Origin of the sequence: Roseateles subflavus, assembly GCF_030285365.1 — a bacterium.
In the GTDB taxonomy this organism is placed as follows: domain Bacteria; phylum Pseudomonadota; class Gammaproteobacteria; order Burkholderiales; family Burkholderiaceae_C; genus Roseateles_B; species Roseateles_B subflavus.
The window spans coordinates 805,555-827,950 of record NZ_JASVDS010000002.1 but is presented as its reverse complement, the minus strand read 5'-3'; the positions used below and the strand labels follow the sequence as shown (position 1 = coordinate 827,950).

General features: G+C 69.5%; 18 protein-coding genes. 3 read left to right on the top strand and 15 right to left on the bottom strand.

Annotation, left to right across the window (positions count from 1 at the left end; genetic code table 11):
* Nucleotides 1-95: 95 nt before the first annotated feature.
* The 12 genes from rplT to QRD43_RS09450 all read right to left on the bottom strand — a co-directional run bounded on the left by rplT (nucleotide 96) and on the right by QRD43_RS09450 (nucleotide 14,354).
* Nucleotides 96-452 carry a 50S ribosomal protein L20 gene (rplT, locus tag QRD43_RS09505; protein ID WP_058934277.1) on the bottom strand — a complete coding sequence of 119 codons (357 nt, stop codon included), beginning with the start codon at nucleotides 450-452 and terminating at the stop codon, nucleotides 96-98.
* A gap of 24 nt (nucleotides 453-476) precedes the next feature.
* On the bottom strand, nucleotides 477-680 hold the full coding sequence (gene rpmI, locus QRD43_RS09500; protein WP_285982240.1) for a 50S ribosomal protein L35: 204 nt from the start codon (nucleotides 678-680) through the stop codon (nucleotides 477-479).
* Nucleotides 681-986: 306 nt separating this feature from the next.
* Entirely contained in the window at nucleotides 987-1,484 is a 498-nt protein-coding gene (gene infC / locus QRD43_RS09495; protein WP_434063863.1) for a translation initiation factor IF-3, read from the bottom strand.
* Nucleotides 1,485-1,603: 119 nt separating this feature from the next.
* Nucleotides 1,604-3,511 (bottom strand): threonine--tRNA ligase, encoded by a 1,908-nt coding sequence (gene thrS, locus QRD43_RS09490; protein ID WP_285982239.1) that lies wholly within the window; start codon nucleotides 3,509-3,511, stop codon nucleotides 1,604-1,606.
* Between the two features lie 274 nt (nucleotides 3,512-3,785).
* Nucleotides 3,786-4,346, bottom strand: coding sequence for a glycine zipper 2TM domain-containing protein (locus QRD43_RS09485; RefSeq protein WP_285982238.1), 561 nt, complete (start codon nucleotides 4,344-4,346; stop codon nucleotides 3,786-3,788).
* A 76-nt stretch (nucleotides 4,347-4,422) separates the two neighbouring features.
* Nucleotides 4,423-5,508: a patatin-like phospholipase family protein gene (locus QRD43_RS09480; RefSeq protein ID WP_285982237.1), complete on the bottom strand. Its 1,086-nt coding sequence runs from the start codon at nucleotides 5,506-5,508 to the stop codon at nucleotides 4,423-4,425.
* 36 nt (nucleotides 5,509-5,544) lie between these two features.
* Nucleotides 5,545-7,743: a TonB-dependent receptor plug domain-containing protein gene (locus tag QRD43_RS09475; protein WP_285982236.1), complete on the bottom strand. Its 2,199-nt coding sequence runs from the start codon at nucleotides 7,741-7,743 to the stop codon at nucleotides 5,545-5,547.
* A gap of 172 nt (nucleotides 7,744-7,915) precedes the next feature.
* Nucleotides 7,916-10,246, bottom strand: a complete 2,331-nt coding sequence (locus tag QRD43_RS09470) for a Tex family protein (protein ID WP_285982235.1) — start codon at nucleotides 10,244-10,246, stop codon at nucleotides 7,916-7,918.
* A 343-nt stretch (nucleotides 10,247-10,589) separates the two neighbouring features.
* Entirely contained in the window at nucleotides 10,590-11,867 is a 1,278-nt protein-coding gene (locus tag QRD43_RS09465) for a BaiN/RdsA family NAD(P)/FAD-dependent oxidoreductase (RefSeq protein ID WP_285982234.1), read from the bottom strand.
* Between the two features lie 92 nt (nucleotides 11,868-11,959).
* The gene (locus tag QRD43_RS09460) at nucleotides 11,960-12,856 is read right to left on the bottom strand and encodes an SDR family oxidoreductase (protein WP_285982233.1); all 897 of its coding nucleotides are present in this window, start codon (nucleotides 12,854-12,856) and stop codon (nucleotides 11,960-11,962) included.
* A 5-nt stretch (nucleotides 12,857-12,861) separates the two neighbouring features.
* A complete protein-coding gene (locus tag QRD43_RS09455) occupies nucleotides 12,862-13,338 on the bottom strand; it encodes a GNAT family N-acetyltransferase (RefSeq protein WP_285982232.1) in 477 nt (158 codons plus the stop codon).
* Nucleotides 13,338-14,354: an NADP-dependent oxidoreductase gene (locus QRD43_RS09450; protein WP_285982231.1), complete on the bottom strand. Its 1,017-nt coding sequence runs from the start codon at nucleotides 14,352-14,354 to the stop codon at nucleotides 13,338-13,340. Before QRD43_RS09450 ends, QRD43_RS09455 begins: the two co-directional genes overlap by 1 nt.
* A gap of 235 nt (nucleotides 14,355-14,589) precedes the next feature.
* Between QRD43_RS09450 and QRD43_RS09445 the strand changes: the two genes are divergently transcribed.
* The 3 genes from QRD43_RS09445 (at nucleotide 14,590) to QRD43_RS09435 (ending at nucleotide 19,209) form a co-directional block, all read left to right on the top strand.
* A complete protein-coding gene (locus QRD43_RS09445) occupies nucleotides 14,590-16,377 on the top strand; it encodes a methyl-accepting chemotaxis protein (protein WP_285982230.1) in 1,788 nt (595 codons plus the stop codon).
* 183 nt (nucleotides 16,378-16,560) lie between these two features.
* On the top strand, nucleotides 16,561-18,297 hold the full coding sequence (locus QRD43_RS09440) for a methyl-accepting chemotaxis protein (RefSeq protein ID WP_285982229.1): 1,737 nt from the start codon (nucleotides 16,561-16,563) through the stop codon (nucleotides 18,295-18,297).
* Between the two features lie 54 nt (nucleotides 18,298-18,351).
* On the top strand, nucleotides 18,352-19,209 hold the full coding sequence (locus QRD43_RS09435; RefSeq protein WP_285982228.1) for a substrate-binding periplasmic protein: 858 nt from the start codon (nucleotides 18,352-18,354) through the stop codon (nucleotides 19,207-19,209).
* Between the two features lie 46 nt (nucleotides 19,210-19,255).
* On the opposite strand, the gene QRD43_RS09430 is transcribed toward QRD43_RS09435, so the two are convergent.
* From QRD43_RS09430 to QRD43_RS09420, 3 genes are read right to left on the bottom strand one after another with little or no spacing between them, the layout of a single operon-like run.
* Nucleotides 19,256-19,717 carry a PaaI family thioesterase gene (locus QRD43_RS09430; protein ID WP_285982227.1) on the bottom strand — a complete coding sequence of 154 codons (462 nt, stop codon included), beginning with the start codon at nucleotides 19,715-19,717 and terminating at the stop codon, nucleotides 19,256-19,258.
* Between the two features lie 26 nt (nucleotides 19,718-19,743).
* The gene (locus QRD43_RS09425; RefSeq protein WP_285982226.1) at nucleotides 19,744-20,535 is read right to left on the bottom strand and encodes an SDR family oxidoreductase; all 792 of its coding nucleotides are present in this window, start codon (nucleotides 20,533-20,535) and stop codon (nucleotides 19,744-19,746) included.
* 34 nt (nucleotides 20,536-20,569) lie between these two features.
* Nucleotides 20,570-22,390, bottom strand: coding sequence for an acyl-CoA dehydrogenase (locus QRD43_RS09420; RefSeq protein WP_434063847.1), 1,821 nt, complete (start codon nucleotides 22,388-22,390; stop codon nucleotides 20,570-20,572).
* Between the last annotated feature and the right edge of the window lie 6 nt (nucleotides 22,391-22,396).

Sequence of the window (22,396 nt, the reverse complement as noted above, 5' to 3'; positions counted from 1 at the left end):
AAAGGCCGAACACCAGGGTGTCGGCCTTCAAGGGGTGCGCACCCTGCCTTTGCAGACAGGGCCGCCCGGATGCGGTTTGCACCGCATCAGGACATTTAGGCGAGAGCGGCCTTCACCTTGGCGAAGATGCTGGCAAAGCCAGCCGGATCGTTGACGGCCAGATCAGCCAGGACCTTGCGGTCGATGTCGATCTGGGCCTTCTTCAGGCCGGCCACGAACTTGCTGTAGCTCAGACCCAGGCCACGGCTTGCTGCGTTGATACGAGCAATCCACAGCTGGCGGAACACGCGCTTCTTGGCACGGCGGTCACGGTAGGCGTATTGGCCTGCCTTCATCACCGCCTGCTTGGCGATGCGGAAGACGTTCTTGCGACGACCACGGAAGCCCTTGGCCAGAGCCAGGACCTTCTTGTGACGAGCACGTGCGGTAACACCACGTTTGACGCGAGGCATGTTGTATCTCCTTAAATCGCGGGATTACAGACCGGCATAGGGCAGCATCGAAGCGATGTGACCCATGTTGGTTTCATGCACGTTCACGGCGCCGCGGAGCTGACGCTTGTTCTTCGTGGTCTTCTTGGTCAGGATGTGGCGCTTGTACGCCTGACCGCGCTTGACGGTACCACCCGGACGGACGCGGAAACGCTTCTTGGCGCCGCTCTTGGTCTTCATTTTGGGCATGACTGCTCCTTTTAAGTGCGTCCCCTGGGGCGGTTGCGGGACTCGCAACACTTGCCAGCCTCAGGGAGACTAATAAGCCCGCCGACGACCAGATCGACGGGCCTGAACCATGGGCCGAGGCCCTAGCAACGCCGGCACACCACCGACAACGATGTCGCCCAACGGGCGACTCTTCGCCAGCGAGGCCTTTTCAGGCCGTCCGCCGGGCCGCCCCAAGGACGGCCTCTTGCAATCAAAACCGGGCCAGCGCCCGGTTTTGATTGCACCCCCTCGGGGGGGGGGCCCGCGTACCCGCGGGCCCGGGGGTCAACGCTTCTTCGGCGCCAAGACCATGATCATCTGCCGCCCTTCCAGCTTGGGCATGTGCTCGACGACCGCCACATCCGCCAGTTCGTCACGGATGCGCTCCAGCAGGCGCATGCCGATGTCCTGGTGGGTGATTTCGCGACCGCGGTAACGCAGCGTCACCTTGCCCTTGTCACCATCCTCGGCGATGAAGCGGCGCAGATTGCGCATCTTGATCTGGTAGTCGCCTTCGTCCGTGCCCGGGCGGAACTTGACTTCCTTGACCTCGACGACCTTCTGCTTGGCCTTGGCCTCGGCCGCGCGCTTCTGCTCCATGTACTTGAACTTGCCGTAGTCCATCAGCCGGCAGACCGGCGGATTGGCGGTGGCAGAGATCTCGACGAGATCCACATCCATGTCGCCCGCCATGCGCAGGGCTTCCTGGATGCTCACGACACCGATGGGCTCGTTCTCAGGGCCGTTCAGACGGACCTCAGGAGCAAGGATTTCACGGTTCAGCCGATGCTTTCGCTCGGGAATCGCACGACGGTCAGCAAAAGTAGCGATGGTGCCACCCTTTCAACGAGCCCAAGGCAAGGGGCCCAGCAATAAGCAAAAGCGCGCCCAATGAAGGCTCTTCAGGCCTTGTTGGTGATGTCCGCCGCCACCTTCTCCACGAAGCTGGCCAGAGGCATCACACCCAGGTCCTGATTGCCACGGGCGCGCACCGCAACGGCTCCGTTTGCCTTCTCCTTGTCACCTACGACAAGGATGTACGGAACCTTCTGCAAGGAATGCTCGCGGATTTTATACGTGATCTTTTCGTTGCGCAAATCCGCCACGGCCCTAAGCCCTTGTTTTTGCAGCGATTTCACAATTTCAGCCACGTAATCGGCCTGAGCGTCCGTGATATTGGCCACAACGACCTGCGTCGGCGCCAGCCAGACGGGCAGCGCGCCGGCGTGCTGCTCGATCAGGATCCCGATGAAGCGCTCGAGGCTGCCCACGATGGCGCGGTGCAGCATGATGGGACGCTGACGGCTGCCGTCCTCAGCCACGAATTCGGCGTCCAGGCGCTCCGGCAGGTTCGGATCGACCTGGATCGTGCCGCACTGCCACTGGCGACCCAGCGCATCCTTGAGCGTGTACTCGATCTTGGGGCCGTAGAAGGCCCCCTCGCCCGGCAGGTACTCGAACTCGCAGCCCGAGGCGCGCAGACCCTCGGCCAGCGCGGCCTCGGCCTTGTCCCAGCTCTCCTCGGTGCCGATGCGCTGCTCGGGGCGCGTCGACAGCTTGTAGAGGATCTCCGTGAAGCCGAAGTCCTTGTAGACCTTCTGCAGCAGCGTCGTGAAGGCCGTCACCTCGCGCTGGATCATGTCTTCCGTGCAGAAGATGTGACCGTCGTCCTGCGTGAAGCCGCGCACGCGCATGATGCCGTGCAGGCCGCCCGTGGGCTCGTTGCGGTGGCACTGACCGAACTCGCCGAAGCGCAGCGGCAGGTCACGGTAGCTCTTGATGCCCTGCTTGAAGATCAGGATGTGGCCCGGGCAGTTCATCGGCTTGAGCGCATAGTCGCGCTTCTCCGATTCCGTCGTGAACATGTTCTCGCGGTACTTGTCCCAGTGGCCGGTCTTCTCCCACAGCGACTTGTCGATGATCTGCGGGCCCTTGACCTCCAGGTAGCCGTTCTCGCGGTAGACGCGGCGCATGTACTGCTCCACCTCCTGCCAGACCGTCCAGCCCTTGGGGTGCCAGAACACCACGCCGGGGGCGTGCTCGTCGATGTGGAAGAGGTCCAGGTCCTTGCCCAGGCGGCGGTGGTCGCGCTTCTCGGCTTCCTCCAGCAGGGTCAGGTACTTCTGCAGGTCGTCCTTGGAGGCCCAGGCCGTGCCGTAGATGCGCTGCAACTGCTCGTTGCGGTGGTCGCCGCGCCAGTAGGCACCCGCCACCTTCATCAGCTTGAAGTGCTTGAGCTTGCCCGTGGAGGGCACGTGCGGGCCGCGGCACAGGTCGGTGAAGGCGCCCTCGGCGTAGAGGGACACGTCCTCGCCCTGCGGAATGGACTCGATGATCTCGGCCTTGTAGGCCTCGCCGATGCCCTTGAAGTAGGACACCGCCTCGTCGCGCGGCAGCACCGTGCGCGTGACCTTCTCGTCCTTCTTCGCCAGCTCGTTCATCTTGGATTCGATGGCCGCGAGGTCCTCGGGCGTGAACGGGCGCTTGTAGCTGAAGTCGTAGTAGAAGCCGTTCTCGATGACCGGGCCGATGGTGACCTGGGCGTCGGGGAACAGCTCCTTGACGGCGTAGGCCAGCAGGTGGGCCGTCGAGTGGCGGATCACTTCCAGGCCGTCGGCGTCCTTGTCGGTGACGATGGCGAGCTGGGCGTCGGCCTCGATCAGGTGGCTCGTGTCGACCAGCTTGCCGTCGACCTTGCCGGCCAGCGCGGCCTTGGCCAGGCCGGCGCCGATGGACGCGGCCACGTCGGCCACGGTGACGGCCTGCGGGAATTCGCGCTTGGAACCGTCAGGCAGTTGAATGGAAATCATGGGGTGCTCCGAATCGCAAGGGCCCCGCCGTTCGATGCAGACGCTGCTGCAGGGGAGCCCGGAAATGAAAAAGCGCGGCCTGGTGCCGCGCTTTGTTCGGGAGGCATCACCGGTTCGAGGTGATTCGGGGATGCCCAAAGACGAGACGTGCCGCGGCCGACTATGCTCCGGTGGAGGTCGTAGTTCGCGGTGTCATAACCATCACGCCTTTCTCAGCCCTTGTTCGTCAAAGAGGCCCCGATTGTAGCCACAAGACGCCGCGCCGGGCCGGCGCTCAGTAGCGCTGGAGGCGCCCGTCCACGACGCGCACGCGGTCGCCGCTGCGCAGACCGTCCAGGCGCTCGAAGTCGAAGGCCTGCTCCCCACCGCGCTCGAGGCGCACCCACACGCGGTAGCGCGTGCCGCCGCCGCGCTGGCCATCACGCTCGATCTCGTTGCCGATCACCGCACCCACGACGGCTCCGATGGCCGTGCCGACGCCACGGTCGCGGCGGTCGCTCATCTCATGGCCGATGACGCCACCGATCACCCCACCCGCGACGGCCCCCGCGCCGGAGCTGCCGCGATCGCCGCCGCGGCCGAAGGCCTCGATGCGCCCCACGGTGCCGTAGAGCACGCGGTCGCTGCCATAGCGCGACGGCGGCGGCGTGACACGACGATCGTCGTAGCGGCGATCCTCATAGCGACGCTCGTCGTAGCCCCGGCTGTCGCCGTAGACCTGGCCGTCGTCGTCCCAGTCGCGGCGGCGCTCATGCGCGCAGCCGCTCAGCATCAGCAGGGACAAGGCCGAAAGCGTCAGCGCCAGGGACCAGGCACGGGGCTTGAAGGACGACATGGACAGCACCCACAGGGAAGTCAGGACGCCCCTTCAACGCGCGAGGCCGCCCTTTGGTTGATCGGCCCTCGTGAGATCAGAGCGGCAGCGCCTGGATCGTGTCCTGCCTGCAGGCCTGCGCAAACTCGTCCCGCAGGCGCTGGCTCTCGTCGATCGCGCGGCGCCAGGCGGCGGCACGGGCGGCGACGTCATCGCCGTAGCGCTGGAAGTCCGCCCGGTCGGGCAGCTTGCCGTTGGGCAGCGTGCGCACCCAGTCGGGGTTCGGCGCCAGCAGCACCACGTTGTCGAGGAAGGCCGTGGCCCGGTGGCGGTGCTTGAGCGCCTTGTCCAGCCAGCCCGGCACGACCTCCCGCTGGAAGTGCGGGTAGAGCACCAGGCCCTCCCCCACCATCGCCGCGTAGTTCAGGTGCAGGTGGTAGTCGGTGATGCCGCCGTCCCAGTAGGCCCCGGCCGGCGCCCCGGCGATGTCGTGCACCGCCTGCAGCCAGAAGGGAATGGAACAGCTCGCCAGCAGGCTGGCCTGCAGGTTGCGCGCGTTCAGACCGACCTGGCGGCTGCGGTAGTCCCGCAGGTCCATGGGCAGCGGCGAGCGCAGATCCGAGAACACCACGCGCTCCAACCAGCGGCCCATGGCCCGGCGAGACAGCGCATTGGCCGCGAAGGCCGCCGCGTAACCCATGGGCGTGCGCCAGCGGTGCTCGCGGGCGAGCAGGCCCTGCCCGCGCGAGGTGAAGATGTGCAGACGCCAGCGGGGGTGGCTCAGCACATGAGCCTCCCGGCCGCCGAAGACCTCGTGCAGCTTCTGGCCGAAGCCGCGCGAGACCGTCGCCGCCGTGGGCGACCGGCCCGGCAGGCTCTCGTACTGCTGATGGATGTATTCCTCGGCCAGGCGCTGGAACTCCGGCGCGGCCTCCGCCGGCCGGTGCGCCAGGCAGGCCGTGCTCATGCGCCAGGCGCCGATGGAGGCGCCCAGCAGGTGCACTTCCTGGCGACTGGCGGACAGCCACTCGCCGAAGAGGTACTGGTCCAGCGGATTGAGAATCAGCCCTTTCGGGCCGCCCGCGGCGGCGGGGATGACCTGGACGTCCTCGGGCCGCAGCCCCTGCTGCGCCAAACGGGCGCGGGCCCGAGGGCCCGCGAAGATCTGCAATGCTTGCGTCATGGCGCGATTAGAACCGCTGACGAAAGACCCGGCGGATCAGAGCTTCATTTCGAGGCCCACGTTGAAGTTGGCGCGGCCCTGGCGATCGCTGCGGCTGCCGTAGCCGCTGCTGAGCGTCGTGCTGTTCCAGCTGTCGACCGGCACGAAGTTGTTGGCCGCGACGCGCAGCGCCATCGTGCGGCTGAAGGCCCATTGCGCGAACACATCCAGCGAGCGGGTGCGGGACTGCGCCACGCCCTGGCTGGCCGTCTGCTGCGTGGCATAGCCCGGCGTGTAGGCCAGGCTCGCGCCGGTGGTCAGCGGCACGCTCGTGAAGCGGTAGTCGAAGCCGAGGTTGGCCGACCACGGCTGCTGGCCCTCGAGGCGGTTGTCCGGGCCCGGCACGGCCTCGACCTTGGAACGGTAGATGTTCAGCGCGCTGCGCAGGTTCAGCGGCAGCTTGGCATCGAACAGCGAGGGGAACAGCTCGGCGGCACGGCCCTTGAGCTCCAGCTCCAGGCCGCTGCTCTGGGCCTTGGAGATGTTGACCGGCTGCGAGATCCAGCGCGGCACGCCGGCCCAGTCCACCTTCTGCAGCGACACCACGTTGCGCACCAGGTCCTTCACCTCGCGGTGGAAGACGCCGATGCTCAGCATGCCGCCGCCGGCGAAGTACTTCTCGAAGGCGAGGTCCAGTCCCGTCGCCAGCTCAGGCTTGAGCAGCGGGTTGCCCAGGCGGTCCGGCGAGAGCTCGGTGTTGGGCTTGTTCACGTCCGGGAACAGGCTGCTGATGCCGGGGCGCGCCAGCATCGCATTGAGGTCCGGCGCCTTGTAGCTGCGGGTCAGGCTGGCGCGGATCAGGTCGCGCCCCTTCGGATCGAGCTTGTAGTTGAGGTGCCACAGCGGCGTGAGCACCGAGCTGGTGTTGCGCACCGTGCTGTCCAGGCCACGGCTCTCGGTCACGATGCGCTCGTTGCGCAGGCCGAGGTAGGTGGACCACTGCGGCGAGAGCTCCCACTCGTCCTGCACGAACAGCGCCTGGCGCTGGATGCGGGCGCCGAAGGGCTGGCCGTCGAACTCGGGCAGCTGCACCTGGCCCAGCTCGGTGACGGTGCGCTCCTCGTCGCGGTGGCGCCACTCCAGATCCCAGCCGAAGGTCAGGCTGTGGGCCTCGCCCACGAGCTGACCGAACTTGCCGGCCTGCGTCACGGTGCGGTCCGTGTTCGAGCCGGTGGTCAGGCGCCGATCGGCGTGGTCGCGGTAGGTCTGGTTGCGGAAAGTGCCGCCCGACTCGCCGCCGCCGAGCTTCAGCTCCAGCTTCTGGGTGTCGTTGAAGCGGCGGGACCACTGCGAGTTCAGGCGCACGTTGTGCCAGGTGCCGCCATTGAGCGCGTCGTCGTCCAGCACGGCATTGGGCGTGGCGTTCTCGGTGATGAAGGTCTGGCGGTTGTTCCAGAAGCCCTTCTGGATGAAGGCCTGCAGGCTGGCGTTCTCCTCGTCGGAGATCTTCCAATTGATGCGCGGCGCGGTGTTGAAGCCATGCCCCCAGAAGGCCTGCTCGTTGTGCTGCACGGCGTCCGCGGCCAGGCCGTCGTTGCCGGGCATGTGGCGGGCGTTGCGGGCGTCGTTCTGGCCGCGCCACTCGAAGAAGGACACCGGCAGCGAATAGGCAAAGCCGCCCTGGCGCGAGCCGTAGGTGAAGTTCACGCCGGGCGTCGGGCGCACGGCGCTGTAGCCGAAGCCCATGCGCAGGTCCTTCTGCGTGGTCTTGGGCGCTTCCTTGAGGATGATGTTGATGGCACCGGCCACGGCCTGCGCGCTCTGGTCAGCCGTCGGTCCCTTGGTGACCTCGATGCGTTCGACCTGGGCCGGGTTCAGCTGGGTGAAGTCGAAGCCGGGGGGCGCCGGATCGCCGTTGATCAGGATGAGCGTGTAGCCGGCGCCCAGACCGCGCATGCGCGGGCCTCCGCCCTGCATGTCCACGCCAGGCAGGCGCTTGAGCACGTCGGCGAGGTTGTTGTCGCCGTACTTGTCCATCTCCTCGCGGCCGTAGATCTGCTTGGCCACGGGCGCGCGGCGGCGCAGCTCGGTGTCGCTCTGCGGGCGGGCGTTGATCTCCACGCGTTCCAGCTTGTTGCCCTGCTGGGGGCGGCCCTGGGGATCGGTCCCCTGCGGCATTTCCTGGGCCAGCGACGGCAAGGCGGCGAGAGAGGCAAGCGCAAGCGCCGACGCAGCGGCGATGGGATGAAGACGCACGGAAACTCCTGATTCTGGTGTCCTGAACATCGGACTGGCGCGCAGCGTAACGGCGGCGCAGCCGGCTGTCAGCCCCACTGCGACCAGCTGCGGTTTCAGCGCCGCCAGGGGTCAGTGCCGGCGCTGAACCGCCGGTGGCGCACCCACCCGGTGGTGACGGGTGGGCGTCGGCTCAGCGCTTGCCCTGCAGCTTGGCGAAGGCTGCGGCCATGGCATTGCCCGATGCGGCGGCCGGCGCGGCCGCACGGCCCGGGCGCTCGTTGCGGGCGGCCGGACGGAAGCTGTTGTCCGGCTTGGATCCTCCGCGGGGCGCGGCGGCATCGAGTTTCATGGTCAGCGAGATGCGCTTGCGGGCGAGGTCGACCTCCAGCACCTTGACCTTGACGATGTCCCCGGTCTTCACCACCTCGCGGGCATCGTTGACGAACTTGCTGGACAGCTGGCTCACATGCACCAGCCCGTCCTGGTGAACGCCCAGGTCCACGAAGGCACCGAACTGCGCCACGTTGGAGACGGTGCCTTCGAGGATCATGCCCTCGGCCAGGTCCTTGATGTCCTCGACGCCGTCGTTGAAGCGCGCCACCTTGAAGTCCGGGCGCGGATCGCGGCCGGGCTTTTCGAGCTCGGCCAGGATGTCCTTGACGGTGATGGCGCCGAAGCGCTCGTCGGCGAAGGCCTCTGGGCGCAGCGCGCGGATCACGTCGGACTTGCCCATCACCTCCGCGATCGGCCGGGCGACCTGCGCGAGGATGCGCTGCACCACAGGGTAGGTTTCCGGGTGCACGCCGGAGAGGTCCAGCGGGTTGTCGCCGTCACGGATGCGCAGGAAGCCCGCCGCCTGCTCGAAGGTCTTGGGGCCGAGGCCCGTGACGTCCAGCAGCTGCTGGCGGTTGCGGAAGGCGCCGTTGGCATCGCGCCAGCGCACGATGGAGCCGGCCACCGTGGCCGACAGGCCCGAGACGCGCGACAGCAGCGGCGCCGAGGCGGTGTTGAGGTCCACGCCGACCGAGTTCACGCAGTCCTCGACCACCGCGTTCAGCGTGCGCGCCAGCTCACTCTGGTTGACATCGTGCTGGTACTGGCCCACGCCGATGCTCTTGGGGTCGATCTTCACCAGCTCGGCCAGCGGATCCTGCAGGCGGCGGGCGATGGACACGGCGCCGCGCAGGCTCACGTCCAGCTCCGGCAGCTCCTTGGAGGCGAACTCGGAGGCCGAGTAGACCGAGGCGCCGGCCTCGCTCACCACGACCTTCTCGATGTGGGTGCCGGGGGCCAGCTGCTGGATGCGCTTGATGAGGTCGGCGGCCAGCTTGTCCGTCTCACGCGAGGCCGTGCCATTGCCGATGGCGATGAGGTTCACGCCATGTGTGGCGCACAGGCGGCCCAGGGTGTGGATCGAGCCTTCCCAGTCCTTGCGCGGCTCATGCGGGTAGACCGTGGAGGTGTCCAGCACGCGGCCGGTGTCGCTCACCACGGCGACCTTCACGCCGGTGCGGATGCCCGGGTCCAGGCCCATCACCACGCGCTTGCCGGCCGGCGCGGCCAGCAGCAGGTCGCGCAGATTCTCGGCGAAGACCTTGATGGCCACCTTCTCCGCCTCCTCGCGCAGCCGCGAGAACAGGTCGCGCTCCAGGCTCATGGACAGCTTGACCTTCCAGGTCCAGGCGACGGTCTTGCGGATCAGCTCGTCAGACGCCCGCTTGCCGTGGCTCCAGCCCAGGTGGCGCGCAATGCGGCCCTCGGCGAGCGAGGGCTGGCCGGGCAGGATCTCCTCGTCGAGCACCAGCTTGGCGTCGAGGAACTCCTGCGTGCGGCCACGGAACACGGCCAGCGCGCGGTGCGAGGGCACGGTCTTGATCGGCTCGGCGTAGTCGAAGTAGTCGCGGAACTTGGCGACGTCGGCGTTGTTCTCGTCCTTGCCTTCCATCAGCCTGGACTTGAACAGGCCCTCCTCCCACAGCCACTCGCGCAGCTTGCCGATCAGCACGGCGTCCTCGGCCCAGCGCTCGGAGAGCAGGTCCCGGACGCCGTCCAGCACCGCGTAGGCATCGGCAAAGCCGGCGTCGGCGTTGATGAAGGCCTGCGCCTCGGCCGCCGGGTCCAGGGACGGATCGGCGAAGAGCCTGTCGGCCAGCGGTTCCAGGCCGGCCTCGCGGGCGATCATGCCCTTGGTGCGGCGCTTCTGCTTGTAGGGCAGGTAGAGGTCTTCCAGCTCCTGCTTGGTCGGGGCGGCCTCGATGGCGGCCCGCAGCTCCGGCGTCAGCTTGCCCTGCTCCTCGATGCTCTTGAGCACCGCGCCGCGGCGGTCCTCCAGCTCGCGCAGATAGCCCAGGCGGGACTCCAGCTCACGCAGCTGGCTGTCATCCAGCCCGTCGGTGACTTCCTTGCGGTAGCGGGCGATGAAGGGCACCGTGGCACCGCCATCGAGCAGCTCCACGGCTGCGTTGACCTGGGCCGGGCGCACGTTCAGCTCGGCGGCAATCTGAAGCAGGATCTTGTCCAAGACGTCTGGAAGGGAAAATGCTGGAAGCGCGCGAGTGTGCCACAGCGCCTGCGGCAGGCCTCGGCGGGACGCGGAACGACGCCCCGGTGTGAGGGATGTCCGGGCACCGCGTCCATGACCCGGATCAGACGCTGTCGCCGCGTCGCCGAGACGGGCGCCCAGGATGTCACGCCAATGCCGGTTCGTCGGTGTCCGAGGGCCAGGATTTCAAACGTTTGCAGGTCCGGCGGCCGCACGCACTCGCGGGGAGGGGCGGGACGCCGTCAGACCGGCATCGCCGTTCACCGTCGAGTCGATCGGCACCGGAAGGGCGCCGCGCCGCTCGCAGCGCCCGGCAGGGGGCTCAGCGCGCCCGGAGGTAGGCCGCGGCGCCCTCGCCCGCCACCCAGCCGCTGGCCATGCTGGCGGTGAGCAGATAGCCCCCGGTGGGCGCCTCCCAGTCCAGCATCTCGCCGGCGCAGAACACGCCCGGCCGCTGCCTCAGCATCAGGCCGGCATCGAGCGACGCCAGCCGCACCCCGCCTGCCGTGCTGATGGCCTCGGCCACCGGCCGGGCAGCCGTCAGGCGCAGGGGCAGGCGCTTGAGCGTGCGGGCCAGACGGTCGGCGTCCTGCACGTCCTCCTTGGACAGCACCTCGTACAGCAGCGCCGCCTTCAGGCCCTCGATGCCCAGGCGACTCTTGAGGTGCGTGGACAGCGAACGCGGGCCGCGCGGGCGGCGCACCTCGGCCAGCACCTGGGCGTCGTCGTGGTTGGGGAGCAGGTCCAGGTGCAGCAGGGCCTCGCCGAACTCCGCGATCTCGTCGCGCAGCAGGGCCGAGGCGGCGTAGACGAGCGAGCCCTCGATGCCGCTCGCGGTGATCACGAACTCGCCCTGGCGCTCGAAGCGCCGGCCCGAGCGGCCCTCGAGGATCAGCCGCACGGGCTTCACCGGCTGGCCGGCGAAGCGCTCGACGAAGAAGGACGACCAGCCGGACTCGTCCACGCCCGCACGGCGCGGGCCGAGGTCGAAGCCGCAGTTGGCCGGACGCAGCGGCGCGACGTCCGCCCCCGCCTCGCCCAGCGTCGTGGCCCAGGCGCCGGTCGAGCCCAGCTGCGGCCAGGAGGCGCCGCCCAGGGCGAGCACGGTGGCGCCGGGTGCCGGGAGGGTCACCTCGCCCGCCGGCATGGCAAAGCGCAGGCCGCCCTGCGCGTCCCAGCCCAGCCAGCGGTGGCGCATGTGGAAGCGCACGCCGGCCGCGCGCAGGCGGTGCAGCCAGGCGCGCAGCAGCGGCGCCGCCTTCATGTCCGCAGGAAAGACGCGGCCGGAGCTGCCGACGAAGGTCTCGACCCCCAAGTCGGCCGCCCAGGCCCGCAGCCCGGGGCCGTCGAGCCGGTCCAGCCAGGCGCGCACGTCCGGCGCGCGCTCGGCGAAGCGCTGCTCGAAGGCCTCGCGGTCCTCGGAATGCGTGAGATTCAGCCCGCCCTTGCCGGCCAGCAGGAACTTGCGCCCCACCGAGGGCATGGCGTCGTAGAGGTCCACCGACAGGCCTGCGGCCGCCAGACGCTCCGCAGCCATCAGGCCGGCGGGGCCGCCGCCGATGACGACGGCGGACAAGGAGGAATCAGGGCGGGTGGACATGGCAGGACTCGGTCAGGCGGGGCCGGCAGTGTGCCAGAAGTGAGCGGCGCGCGCCCCGCGGCGTGCCGTGCGCCCGGCCGCCACGGCGCCGCTCAGGCCTTGCGCAGCGCCGTCACCAGCTGCTCGCGCAGGGCGGGCTTGTCCGCGAAGGGGTCGGTCGGGTTGCGCTGCTGCATGACGTCCTCCAGCCGGGTCTGCACGCCGCCCAGGGCCTGCGGATGGCTGAAGATGTAGAAGCGATCCTCGTCCATCGCCTGGAAGACCATCGCCGCGACGTCGGCCGCCGTGATCTTGCCGGCGCTCACCGCCTTGTCCGTCATGGCCTGGGACACCAGCTGGCTGCGGCTGGGCTTGCCCATGGGATGGTCCGGCGTGCGGTTGCGATGGCTCTGCGAGATGCCGGTCGGCACGAAGTAGGGGCACAGCACCGAGCAGCGCACCTGATCCGTCACGAGGGACAGGTCTTGATAGAGCGTCTCGCTGAGGCTCACCACCGCGTGCTTGCTGACGTTGTAGACGCCCATGTTCGGCGGGTTCAGCATGCCGGCCATCGAGGCCGTGTTGACGATGTGGCCCTCGAAGGACGGATCCGCCTCGGCCGCGGCCAGCATCAGGGGCGTGAACAGGCGCACGCCATGGACCACGCCCATGAGGTTCACGCCCAGCACCCATTCCCAGTCGGAGAGGCTGTTCTCCCAGATGAGCCCGCCCGAGCCCACGCCGGCGTTGTTGAAGACGAAGTGCGGTGCGCCGAAGCGCGCCTGCACGGCCTCTGCGAGTGCCTGCATCTGGTCCGCCTTGGCGACGTCCACTTGGCGCAGCAGCAGCGGATGGGCGCCGAACTCCGCCTGGAGCCGGCTCATGGCATCGGCCTGCACGTCGCAGAGCACGAGGTTCATGCCGCGCTGCGCGGCCAGTCGGGCAACCTCCAGCCCAAAGCCGGAGGCGGCACCCGTGATCACGGCCGTGCGGCCCTGGTACTGCTTCATCTGCGTCACTCCAAGGGGGCCGCGTCGCGGCACATGTCGATGTGGGGGATGCCGTCCTCGTCGTAGACCGGCGAGGTGGCGCGGAAGCCGAGGCTGGCGTAGAAGTCCTGCAGGTGCGCCTGGGCGCTGAGTTCCTGCCCCACGCCCGGCCAGCGCCGCTCGCACTCGCGCAGCGCCTCGCGCACCAGCGGACGGCCCTGCCCCTGCCCGCGCAGCGCGGGCGCGGTCAGCACCCGGCCGATGGCGGCCCGCTGCTGCTGCGGCCCCTTGAGGCCCGGCGGCAGCAGGCGCGCGTAGGCCAGCAGCCGGCCCGCGGCGTCGCGGCCCATCACGTGCAGGCAGTGGCGGTCGCGGCCGTCGGTGTCCTGGTAGAGGCAGCGCTGCTCGACGACGAAGACCTCGTTGCGCAGCGCCAGCATCTCGTAGACGCCTTCGGCATCCAGCGCCTGCAGCGGCAGGCAGGACCAGGCGAGCGCGCTCATCAGACGAGCTTGACGAGCTGCTTGCCGAAGTTGCGGCCCTTGAGCAGGCCGAGGAAGGCCTCGGGCGCGGCGGCCAGCCCTTCAGCGATGGTCTCGCGGTACTTGAGCTTGCCGGTCGCGACCATCATGCCGAGCTCCTTCAGGGCCTCGGGCCACAGCTGCATGTGCTCGGAGACGATGAAGCCCTCGATCTTCATGCGGTTCACGAGGATCAGCTGCGGCGCCATCATGGGGATGGGCTCGCCGTTGTAGCCGGAGATCATCCCGCACATGGCGATGCGGCTGAAGGCGTTGGCGCGCAGCATCACGGCGTCGAGGATCATGCCGCCCACGTTCTCGAAGTGGCCGTCGATGCCGTTCGGGCAGGCCTGCTTCAGCGCGGCGGAGAGCGACTTCAGGTCACGGTGCTCCTTGTAGTCGATGCAGGCGTCGAAGCCCAGTTCCTCGACCACGTAGCGGCACTTGTCCGGACCGCCCGCAATGCCCACGGCGCGGGCGCCCCGTGCCTTGGCCAGCTGGCCCACGGCGGTGCCCACGGCGCCGCTGGCGGCGCTCACCACCACCGTCTCGCCCGCCTTGGGGTTGATGATCTGGGTGAGGCCGTACCAGGCGGTCACGCCGGGCATGCCGACGGCGCCGAGGTAGGCGGCCAGCGGGATGTGCGTGGTGTCGACCTTCTGCAGCACGCCGCGCTGGCTGGCATCGACCAGCTGGTACTCCTGCCAGCCGCCCATGCCCACGACCTGGTCGCCGGGCTTGAAGTGCGGATTGCGCGACTCCACGACCTCGCCCACCGTGCCGCCCAGCATGACCTGGTTCAGCGGCTGGGGCTCGGCGTAGCTCTTGCTGTCGTTCATGCGGCCGCGCATGTAGGGGTCGAGGCTCAGGTAGTGGTTGCGGACCAGCACCTGGCCGTCCTGCACCGCCGGCAGCGGGGCTTCGACGAGGCGGAAGTTGTCGGCGGTGGGCTCGCCGGCAGGACGGGAGACCAGATGGATCTGACGGTTGATGCTCATGGCTTCCTCACTCTCTCTCTGTAAGTTTCGTGTACCTGTTGGGACACCGATGGCCGGGATTGAATCATGGCGCATTCGTGAAGCCCGTCTCGGTGGCGACAAAAACGAACGGTCGTTCGTATCTGTTTGCATGGAAAACGGTTGCAACGCCGCCGGGGAACAAGGGAAAGTACGGGGTGAACGATGCGCTCGGGCACGGCGGCAGGGGCCGGCGTGCCCGAGCGCAGGAGAGATCATGCAACTGACGAATTTCCGGATCGGGACGCGCCTGATGGGCGCCATGCTGGCCGTGGCGCTGCTGGGGGTGATGGTTGGAGCCATGGCCCTGCGCAGCCTCGGCACGGTGGCGGAAAACGGGCGCCTGATGTATGCGCAGGAGCTCATGGCGATCTCCAGCGTGAAGGAGGCCAACATCGACCTCATCTACATCGCGCGGGATGTCCGCGACGTGCTGCTGGCTCCCACGGCCGACAAGCGCGCGGCGGCTCGCGAGGCCGTCAAGAAAAACCTCAAGACGATGAAGGACGAGCTGAACGAGGCCATGCCCTTGTTCTTCACGGACAAGGGCAGGGCGGAAGTCGCGAAGACCAAGGAACTGATGGCGAAATGGGAGTCCGCCCTGGCAGTGCTGGAGGGCAAGCTCGCCGAGGGGGGTGACGCCGAGGATGCGCAGAAGTACCTGTTCGAGGTCTACGTGCCCCAGGTCAATGCCTTTGACAACCAGCTGACCGCACTGACCAAGCACAAGGAAGACTACGCCGAGAAGCTGGCCGCCGAGGGTGTGGCCGACTACGAGCACAGCCGCAACCTCACGATCGTGCTGCTGGTGCTGAGCCTGCTGGGTGCCGCGGTGATGGCCACCCTCCTCTCGCGCCAGGTCAGCCAGGGCCTGAAGAAGGCGGTGGATGCCGCCAGCGCCATGAGCGAGGGCGACATGACCGTCAGCCTCAGCGCCCAGGGTCGCGACGAGGTGGCCCAGCTGACGACCGCCCTGGAGGACATGCGCAGCAAACTGATGGGCGTCGTGCACACGGTGCGCGCCAACGCCGAGAGCGTGGCCACCGGCAGCGCCCAGATCGCGACGGGCAACTCGGACCTGAGCCAGCGCACCGAGGAGCAGGCCAGCGCCTTGGAGCAGACCGCCGCCACGATGGACCAGCTGGGTTCGACGGTGCGCAACAACGCCGACAATGCCCAGCAGGCCAACCAGCTGGCCCTCTCCGCCTCCGACGTCGCCCAGCGCGGCGGCAGCGTGGTGGCCGAGGTCGTCGAGACCATGAAGGGCATCAACGACAGCTCGCGCCGCATCGCCGACATCATCGGCGTCATCGACGGCATCGCCTTCCAGACCAATATCCTCGCGCTGAATGCCGCCGTGGAAGCGGCCCGCGCCGGCGAGCAGGGCCGCGGCTTTGCGGTCGTGGCCGGCGAGGTGCGCAACCTGGCGCAGCGCAGTGCCGAGGCCGCGAAGGAGATCAAGTCCCTGATCACCACCAGCGTCGAGCGCGTCGAGCACGGCACGCTGCTGGTCGACCGGGCCGGCTCGACGATGGACGAGGTCGTGGGGGCCATCCGCCGCGTGACGGACATCGTCGGCGAGATCAGCGCCGCCAGCCGCGAGCAGAGCACCGGCATCGGCCAGGTCACCGAGGCCGTCACGCAGATGGACCGCGTGACGCAGCAGAACGCGGCCCTGGTCGAGGAAAGCGCGGCCGCGGCCGAAAGCCTGAAGACGCAGTCGGCCCAGCTGCTGGATGTGGTCGCCTTCTTCCGCCTGCAGGCGGGGGCCGGCGGCACGCACCGCAGCGCCAGCCCTGGCAAGGCCGCGCCGCCGCCGTCCTCGCGCGCCACGAGCGCGTACGTGTCCACGCCGGCGCGCACGCCCGTGGCGGCACCGAAAGCGAGTGTCGCGGCACGCCCCGAGCCCGCCCCGGCCGTCGCGCCGAGGGCGACGGCCGCGCCCAGCCCGGCCAGCGAGCCCCGCCGCAGCGCGCCCGTCACGGACGAATGGGAGAGCTTCTGAGCTGACCTCCCCGCTTCGGTCCGGCCGTGCGTGCGCGGCCGGACGTTCCCATCCAGGGCGCCCCGCGCGCCGTCGTTTCCGGTTCCCCGCAGTACCCGTTCAACCTCCGCCCCGCGCCGTGCCACAGACGGCGACGCAACGGCGAGCCAGCGGTTCCGCGCCACACGGTTGAAAGGAAGATCCATGTCTCACGCCAATGCCCCGCGCCTCGGGCTCACCGGCCGCCTCCTCGTCACGGTGGCGGCCCTGACGCTTGCCCTGCTCGGTGCCGCGCTGCACACCTCAAGCCAGCTGGGCGCGCTGGAGGATGCGGCGCACCAGGCGGAGGTCGCCCGCTTCCCGCAGCTGCAGAACATGGCGCAGCTGCAGCTGGAGGTCACGCGGCTCTCGCTGCAGCTGCGGCACACCCTGCTCTCCCGCACGCCGCAGGAACGCAGCGCCACGCTGCAGGACATCCAGCGGCTCAAGGGCAACATCGCCCGGCTGCTCCAGGCCTACGGCCAGGGCCTGCGCACGGAGCCGGAGCGCCAGCGCTTCCAGGCCGTGCTGCAGGCCGCCGAGGGCTTCGGCAAGGTCGAGCAAGGCAATATGGCGCTGATCGAGGCCGGCCAGATGCCGGAGGCCTTCGCCTACCTGGTCGAGCAGACCATTCCCGCCCGCAACGTCCTGCTGCAGGCCATCGGGGGCACGGTGCAGTACCAGGAAGCCCAGCTCCAGCAGGAGCTGCAGCTCATCAAGCACAACGCCAGCAGCGCGCGCTGGGTCTTCGGTGCCGTCGCCTTGGGCGTGGTCATGGCCATGCTGGCCATGGCGCTGTACATCGCCCGCACGCTGCGGCTGCGCGTCCGCCAGCTGAGCGAGATCGCCGAGCGCATCCGCGACGGCGACTTCACCCGCGCCGTCCGCGACGAGCGGCCCGACGAGCTGTCCACCGTGATGCAGTCCCTCCAGGCGATGCAGGACGCGCTGGGCGGCATCGTGCACACCGTGCGGACCAATGCCGAGGCCGTGGCCACGGGCAGCGCCGAGATCGCCTCGGGCAATGCCGACCTGAGCCAGCGCACCGAGCAGCAGGCGAGCGCCCTGGAGCAGACGGCCGCCACGATGGACGAGCTGGGCTCGACCGTGCGCAACAACGCCGACAGCGCCCAGCAGGCCAACCAGCTGGCCCTCTCGGCGTCCGAGGTCGCGCAGCGCGGCGGCGGCGTGGTGGCCGAGGTCGTCCAGACCATGCGGGGCATCAACGAGAGCTCGCGCCGCATCGCCGACATCATCGGCGTGATCGACGGCATTGCCTTCCAGACCAACATCCTCGCCCTGAACGCGGCCGTGGAAGCCGCCCGCGCCGGCGAGCAGGGCCGCGGCTTCGCCGTCGTGGCGGGCGAGGTGCGATCGCTCGCCCAGCGCAGCGCCGAGGCCGCCCGCGAGATCAAGTCCCTGATCGCCACCAGCGTCGAGCGCGTGGAGCACGGCTCGCAGCTGGTCGATCGTGCGGGCAGCACGATGGACGAGGTCGTCAGCGCCATCCGCGGCGTGACGGACATCGTCGGCCGGATCAGCGCCGCGAGCCGCGAGCAGAGCACCGGCATCGGCCAGGTCAGCGAGGCCGTCACGCAGATGGACCGCGTGACGCAGCAGAACGCGGCCCTGGTCGAGGAGAGTGCCGCCGCGGCCGAAAGCCTGAAGACGCAGTCGGCCCAATTGCTGGACGTCGTCGCCTTCTTCCGCCTGCAGGCCGCCGGCGGGGTCCCGGCGCCACGCCAGGGAGCCCGCCACGAGCCCTTCGCGCCCGTGCCCGTGCCCGCGCGCAGCCCCGCCTTGAGCCCGTCCCGCATCGCCCCGACCCGCGCGGCACCGGCCAGCCCGGCACCGCCCCCCCGCCCCGCGACGCCTGTCACGGACGAGTGGGAAAGCTTCTGAGTCGGTGGCCCCCCAGGCGGCGCACCGTCACGGGGATGGCATAGACTGCGCGCCGTGTTGCGCTCCGTCCTGATCCGACGCCGGCTCCTGCGTGCAGGGCTCGGCCTGCTGTTGGGCCTGGCCCTGTGTCGGGGCGAGGCGCAGCCGCTGCGCCTGTGCCAGACGGAATCGCCGCGCTACGACTACCGCCTCGCGCTCACCCGCCTGATCCTGGAGAAGACCGCCCAGGGCGGCGAGCCGGTCGCGCTGGTACGCCATGCGCCGGGGCCGGACCCGTCCCAGGACCGCTGCCTGGAGCTGCTGCGCACAGGCGAGGTGGACCTCGTCTACCTGCCGCCGACGCCGGCCCGGATGGCGGAGTTCGCCGCCCTGCCCATCGACTTGCATGCCGGCCGCCTGGGCTACCGCCTGCTGGTGATCCGCCGGGAGGACGCCCCGGCCTTCGCCCGCATCACGACCGTGGCCCAGTTGCGCCGCCTCACGGGCGGCTTCGGCCGCCAGTGGGCGGACATGGCCGTGTTCGAGGCCAACCAGCTGCCCGTGATCGCCGGCCCTGGCACGGAGGCCCTGCTCGGCATGCTGCGCGCCCGTCGCTTCGACTACCTGCAGCGCGGCGTGACGGAAGCCTTCGCCGAACTGGCGAACTTCGAGGGGCGGGACGATCTGATGGTGGAGCCGCATCTGGCGCTGCACTACGCGCTGCCCGTGTACTTCATGACGCGCCAGGACAAACGCCCCCTGCTGCAGCGCCTGCAGCGCGGGCTGCAGATGGCCCGCCAGGACGGCAGCTTCCGCCGCCTGCTTGACCAGCACCAGGGCCGCGACTGGGCCCGCGCCACGATCGAGCGCCGGCATGTGCTGGAGCTGGTCTCCCCGTGGCCGGCGCTCGGCACGACGCCCGCGGAGCGCTGAGCGCCCCGCCCCGCCGGCGTTCAGGCCGGCGGTCGCGGCACGGCGCTCACTCCGCCTCGCGCCGCTGCAGCGCCTTCAGCTGCCGCCCCTGGCCGGGCAGCGCGCGCAGGTACTTGAAGGTGGCGGTGGCGTGGGCGCAGAGCCGGCCGTCCTCGCCCAGCACCCGGCCCTCGCAGAAGGCCATCGTGGCGGTGTGGTGCAGCAGCTCGCCCACCGCCCGCAGCTCGCCCTCGGCGGGGCGCATGAAGCTGGTCTTCATCTCGATGGTGACGACACCCGGCCCCATGCCCTCCTGATGCAGGTGGATGCTGCGCGCGGCGTGCGCCATGGCCACGTCCAGCAGGCTCATCAGCACGCCGCCGTGGGCCACCTCCCAGGAGTTGAGATGGCTCTCGCGGATGTCGACCCGCAGCTCCGCACGGCCGTCGCCCAGGCTGTGCAGCTCGAAGCCGAGCTGCTCGACGAAGGGGATGCGGACGGGAAAGGACAGCGGGGGCGTGCGTTTCATGGGGCGAGTCTAGCTGCCACGCGCCCTCAGGCCCCGTGGATGGCCGACACGCCGCCGTCCACCGCGAGCACCTGGCCGGTGATGTGCTTGCCGGCCCGCGAGGCGAACAGCAGGGCGGCGCCCTTGAGGTCCTCCTCGTCGCCCAGGCGGCGCAGCGGAGCGGCCTCGGCGAGCTTGTCCTCGCCCATGGCGGCCAGCAGGCCCTGCGTCATCTTGCTGGGGAAGAAGCCCGGCGCCAGCGCGTTGACGGTGATGCCGTAGCGCCCCCACTCGCCGGCCAGCGCCCGCGTGAAGTTCACGGCCGCGCCCTTGCTGGTGTTGTAGGCGATCGTCTTCATCATCGACGGATTCCCGCCCAGCCCGGCGATGGAGGCCACGTTGATGATGCGGCCGCTGCGGCGCGGAATCATGCTGGCCTGGGCCACGGCCTGGCTCATCACGAAGAGGCTGCGGATGTTGAGGTCCATCACCTTGTCCCAGGCCTCCAGCGGATGCTCCTCGGCCGGGGCGCCCCAGGTGGCGCCGGCGTTGTTCACGAGGATGTCGATCTGGCCGAGGCGCTCCATCGTCTGCTCGACGATGCCGCGGGCCTGGGTCTCGTCGGCGGCGTCCGCGGCGATCCAGCGCGCGTCGATGCCGCGGGCCTGCAGGTGGGCCACGGCCTCCTCCAGGTCCTTGGCCTTGCGCGAGCTGAGCATGACCTTCGCGCCGGCCTCGCCCAGGCTTTCAGCGATCTGCAGGCCGAGGCCGCGCGATCCGCCGGTGACCAGGGCCACCTGGCCGCTGAGGTCGAACAGGTCCTGCACCTTGGTGCTCATGGCGTGTCTCCTTGAAGTCTCGAATGGGGTCGGGTCAGAACCAGGCGTCCTGCATGTCGCGGCACAGCGCCTCGCGGCGCTGCACCACGGCCAGCCAGGCGCTGATGCGGGGCAGCTCGTAGGCGAAGAAGTAGCGCTGCGCCGCGCGCTTGCCCTGCGCGAAGTCGCTGCCATCGTCGGCCCGGAGCGCCAGCACCACGTCCAGCCAGATCCAGGCCAGCACGGTGTGGCCGAAGGCCTGGAGATAGGGCGTGGCATTGGCCAGCGCGGCCTCGGGCTCGCCCGTGGACCAGGCGGCCTTGGTGGCGGCCCCGACCTGCGCCAGCGCCTGCGCGAGCTGGTTCGCCGCTTCGGCAAGACCTGGCACCTGGCCGGCCGCCGTGATGGTCTCGTTGATGCGCTGCGCCAGCGCCATCAGCGCCGCGCCGCCTTCCATCACCACCTTGCGGCCCAGCAGGTCCAGCGCCTGGATGCCGTGCGTGCCCTCATGGATCATGTTCAGGCGGTTGTCGCGCCAGTACTGCTCCACCGGGAAGTCGCGCGTGTAGCCGTAGCCGCCCAGCACCTGGATCGCCAGCGAATTGGCCTCCAGGCACCACTCGCTCGGCCAGCTCTTCGCAATCGGGATCAGCACCTCGAGCAGCAGGCGCGCACGCGCGGCGCCCTCGGGCTCGGCGGTGTGATGCTCATCGACCAGGCGCGCGCAGAACAGCTCCAGCGCCAGCGCGCCCTCGACGTAGCTCTTCTGCGCCAGCAGCATGCGTTTGACGTCCGCGTGCTCGATGATGGGCCGCTGCGGCGACGCCGCGTCCTTGCCCGCCGCCGTCATCGGGCGGCCCTGCGGGCGCTGGCGCGCGTAGGCGAGGCTGGCCTCGTAGCCCGCATAGCCGAGCATGGTGGCGCCCAGGCCCACGCCGATGCGGGCCTCGTTCATCATGTGGAACATGGCCTTGAGGCCCTCGCCCGGCGCCCCGACGCGATAGCCGACGGCCCCGCCCTGCCCACGCGGCGCATGCCGGCCCTCGCCGAAGTTCAGCAGGCAGTTGGTGGTGCCGCGATAGCCCAGCTTGTGGTTGAGCCCGGCCAGCACGACGTCGTTGCGCTCGCCCGTGAGCCGCCCGTCGGCGCCCACCAGCCACTTGGGCACGATGAACAGTGAGATGCCCCGCACGCCGGGCGGCAGCTTGCCGTCGGGACCGGGGATCTTGGCCAGCACGAGGTGGATGATGTTCTCGCGCAGCTCGTGCTCACCGCCGGAGATCCACATCTTGTGGCCGCGCAGGCGGTAGCGCGGGCCGAGGGCGTCGGCCTCGAAGTCGGCGCCATCGGGCTCGGCGCGCGTCGCCACGTCGGACAGCGAGGAGCCCGCCTGCGGCTCCGACAGGCACATGGTGCCAAACCACCGGCCCTCGAACTCGGCCTTCGCAAAGACCTCACGCTGCCGCTCGGTGCCGTGCGCCATCAGCAGATTGGCATTGCCGTTGGTGAGCATGGCGTAGCCGCCCAGGGCCACGCTGGCCTTGCTGAAGAAGGCATTCGCGGCCATCTCCACCGTGCAGGGCAGCTGCATGCCGCCGTGCGCATAGTCCTGCGCCGCGCTGAGCATGCCGGACTCGACGTAGGCGTCCAGCGCCTCGCGCGTGGCCTCGGGCAGGTGCACGCGCTCGCCGTCGAAATGCGGCTCCTGCACATCGACCAGGCGGTTGACGGGGGCGAACTTCTCGCGGGCGATGCGCTCGCAGGTGTCCAGCACCGCGTCGAAGGTCTCGCGGCTGTGGTCCGCGAAGCGCTCGCGCTGGTTCAGCGATTCGGACTTGAGCCAGTCGTGGAGCAGGAAGTCGAGGGTGTCGCGCATGGCGAT

Bases quoted from the DNA above. Each gene is read 5' to 3' on its own strand.
- rplT (WP_058934277.1), bottom strand. From the start codon at position 452: ATGCCTCGCGTCAAACGTGGTGTTACCGCACGTGCTCGTCACAAGAAG.
- rpmI (WP_285982240.1), bottom strand. From the start codon at position 680: ATGCCCAAAATGAAGACCAAGAGCGGCGCCAAGAAGCGTTTCCGCGTC.
- thrS (WP_285982239.1), bottom strand. From the start codon at position 3,511: ATGATTTCCATTCAACTGCCTGACGGTTCCAAGCGCGAATTCCCGCAG.
- QRD43_RS09485 (WP_285982238.1), bottom strand. From the start codon at position 4,346: ATGTCGTCCTTCAAGCCCCGTGCCTGGTCCCTGGCGCTGACGCTTTCG.
- QRD43_RS09480 (WP_285982237.1), bottom strand. From the start codon at position 5,508: ATGACGCAAGCATTGCAGATCTTCGCGGGCCCTCGGGCCCGCGCCCGT.
- QRD43_RS09465 (WP_285982234.1), bottom strand. From the start codon at position 11,867: ATGTCCACCCGCCCTGATTCCTCCTTGTCCGCCGTCGTCATCGGCGGC.
- QRD43_RS09460 (WP_285982233.1), bottom strand. From the start codon at position 12,856: ATGAAGCAGTACCAGGGCCGCACGGCCGTGATCACGGGTGCCGCCTCC.
- QRD43_RS09455 (WP_285982232.1), bottom strand. From the start codon at position 13,338: ATGAGCGCGCTCGCCTGGTCCTGCCTGCCGCTGCAGGCGCTGGATGCC.
- QRD43_RS09450 (WP_285982231.1), bottom strand. From the start codon at position 14,354: ATGAGCATCAACCGTCAGATCCATCTGGTCTCCCGTCCTGCCGGCGAG.
- QRD43_RS09445 (WP_285982230.1), top strand. From the start codon at position 14,590: ATGCAACTGACGAATTTCCGGATCGGGACGCGCCTGATGGGCGCCATG.
- QRD43_RS09440 (WP_285982229.1), top strand. From the start codon at position 16,561: ATGTCTCACGCCAATGCCCCGCGCCTCGGGCTCACCGGCCGCCTCCTC.
- QRD43_RS09430 (WP_285982227.1), bottom strand. From the start codon at position 19,717: ATGAAACGCACGCCCCCGCTGTCCTTTCCCGTCCGCATCCCCTTCGTC.
- QRD43_RS09425 (WP_285982226.1), bottom strand. From the start codon at position 20,535: ATGAGCACCAAGGTGCAGGACCTGTTCGACCTCAGCGGCCAGGTGGCC.
- QRD43_RS09420 (WP_434063847.1), bottom strand. From the start codon at position 22,390: ATGCGCGACACCCTCGACTTCCTGCTCCACGACTGGCTCAAGTCCGAA.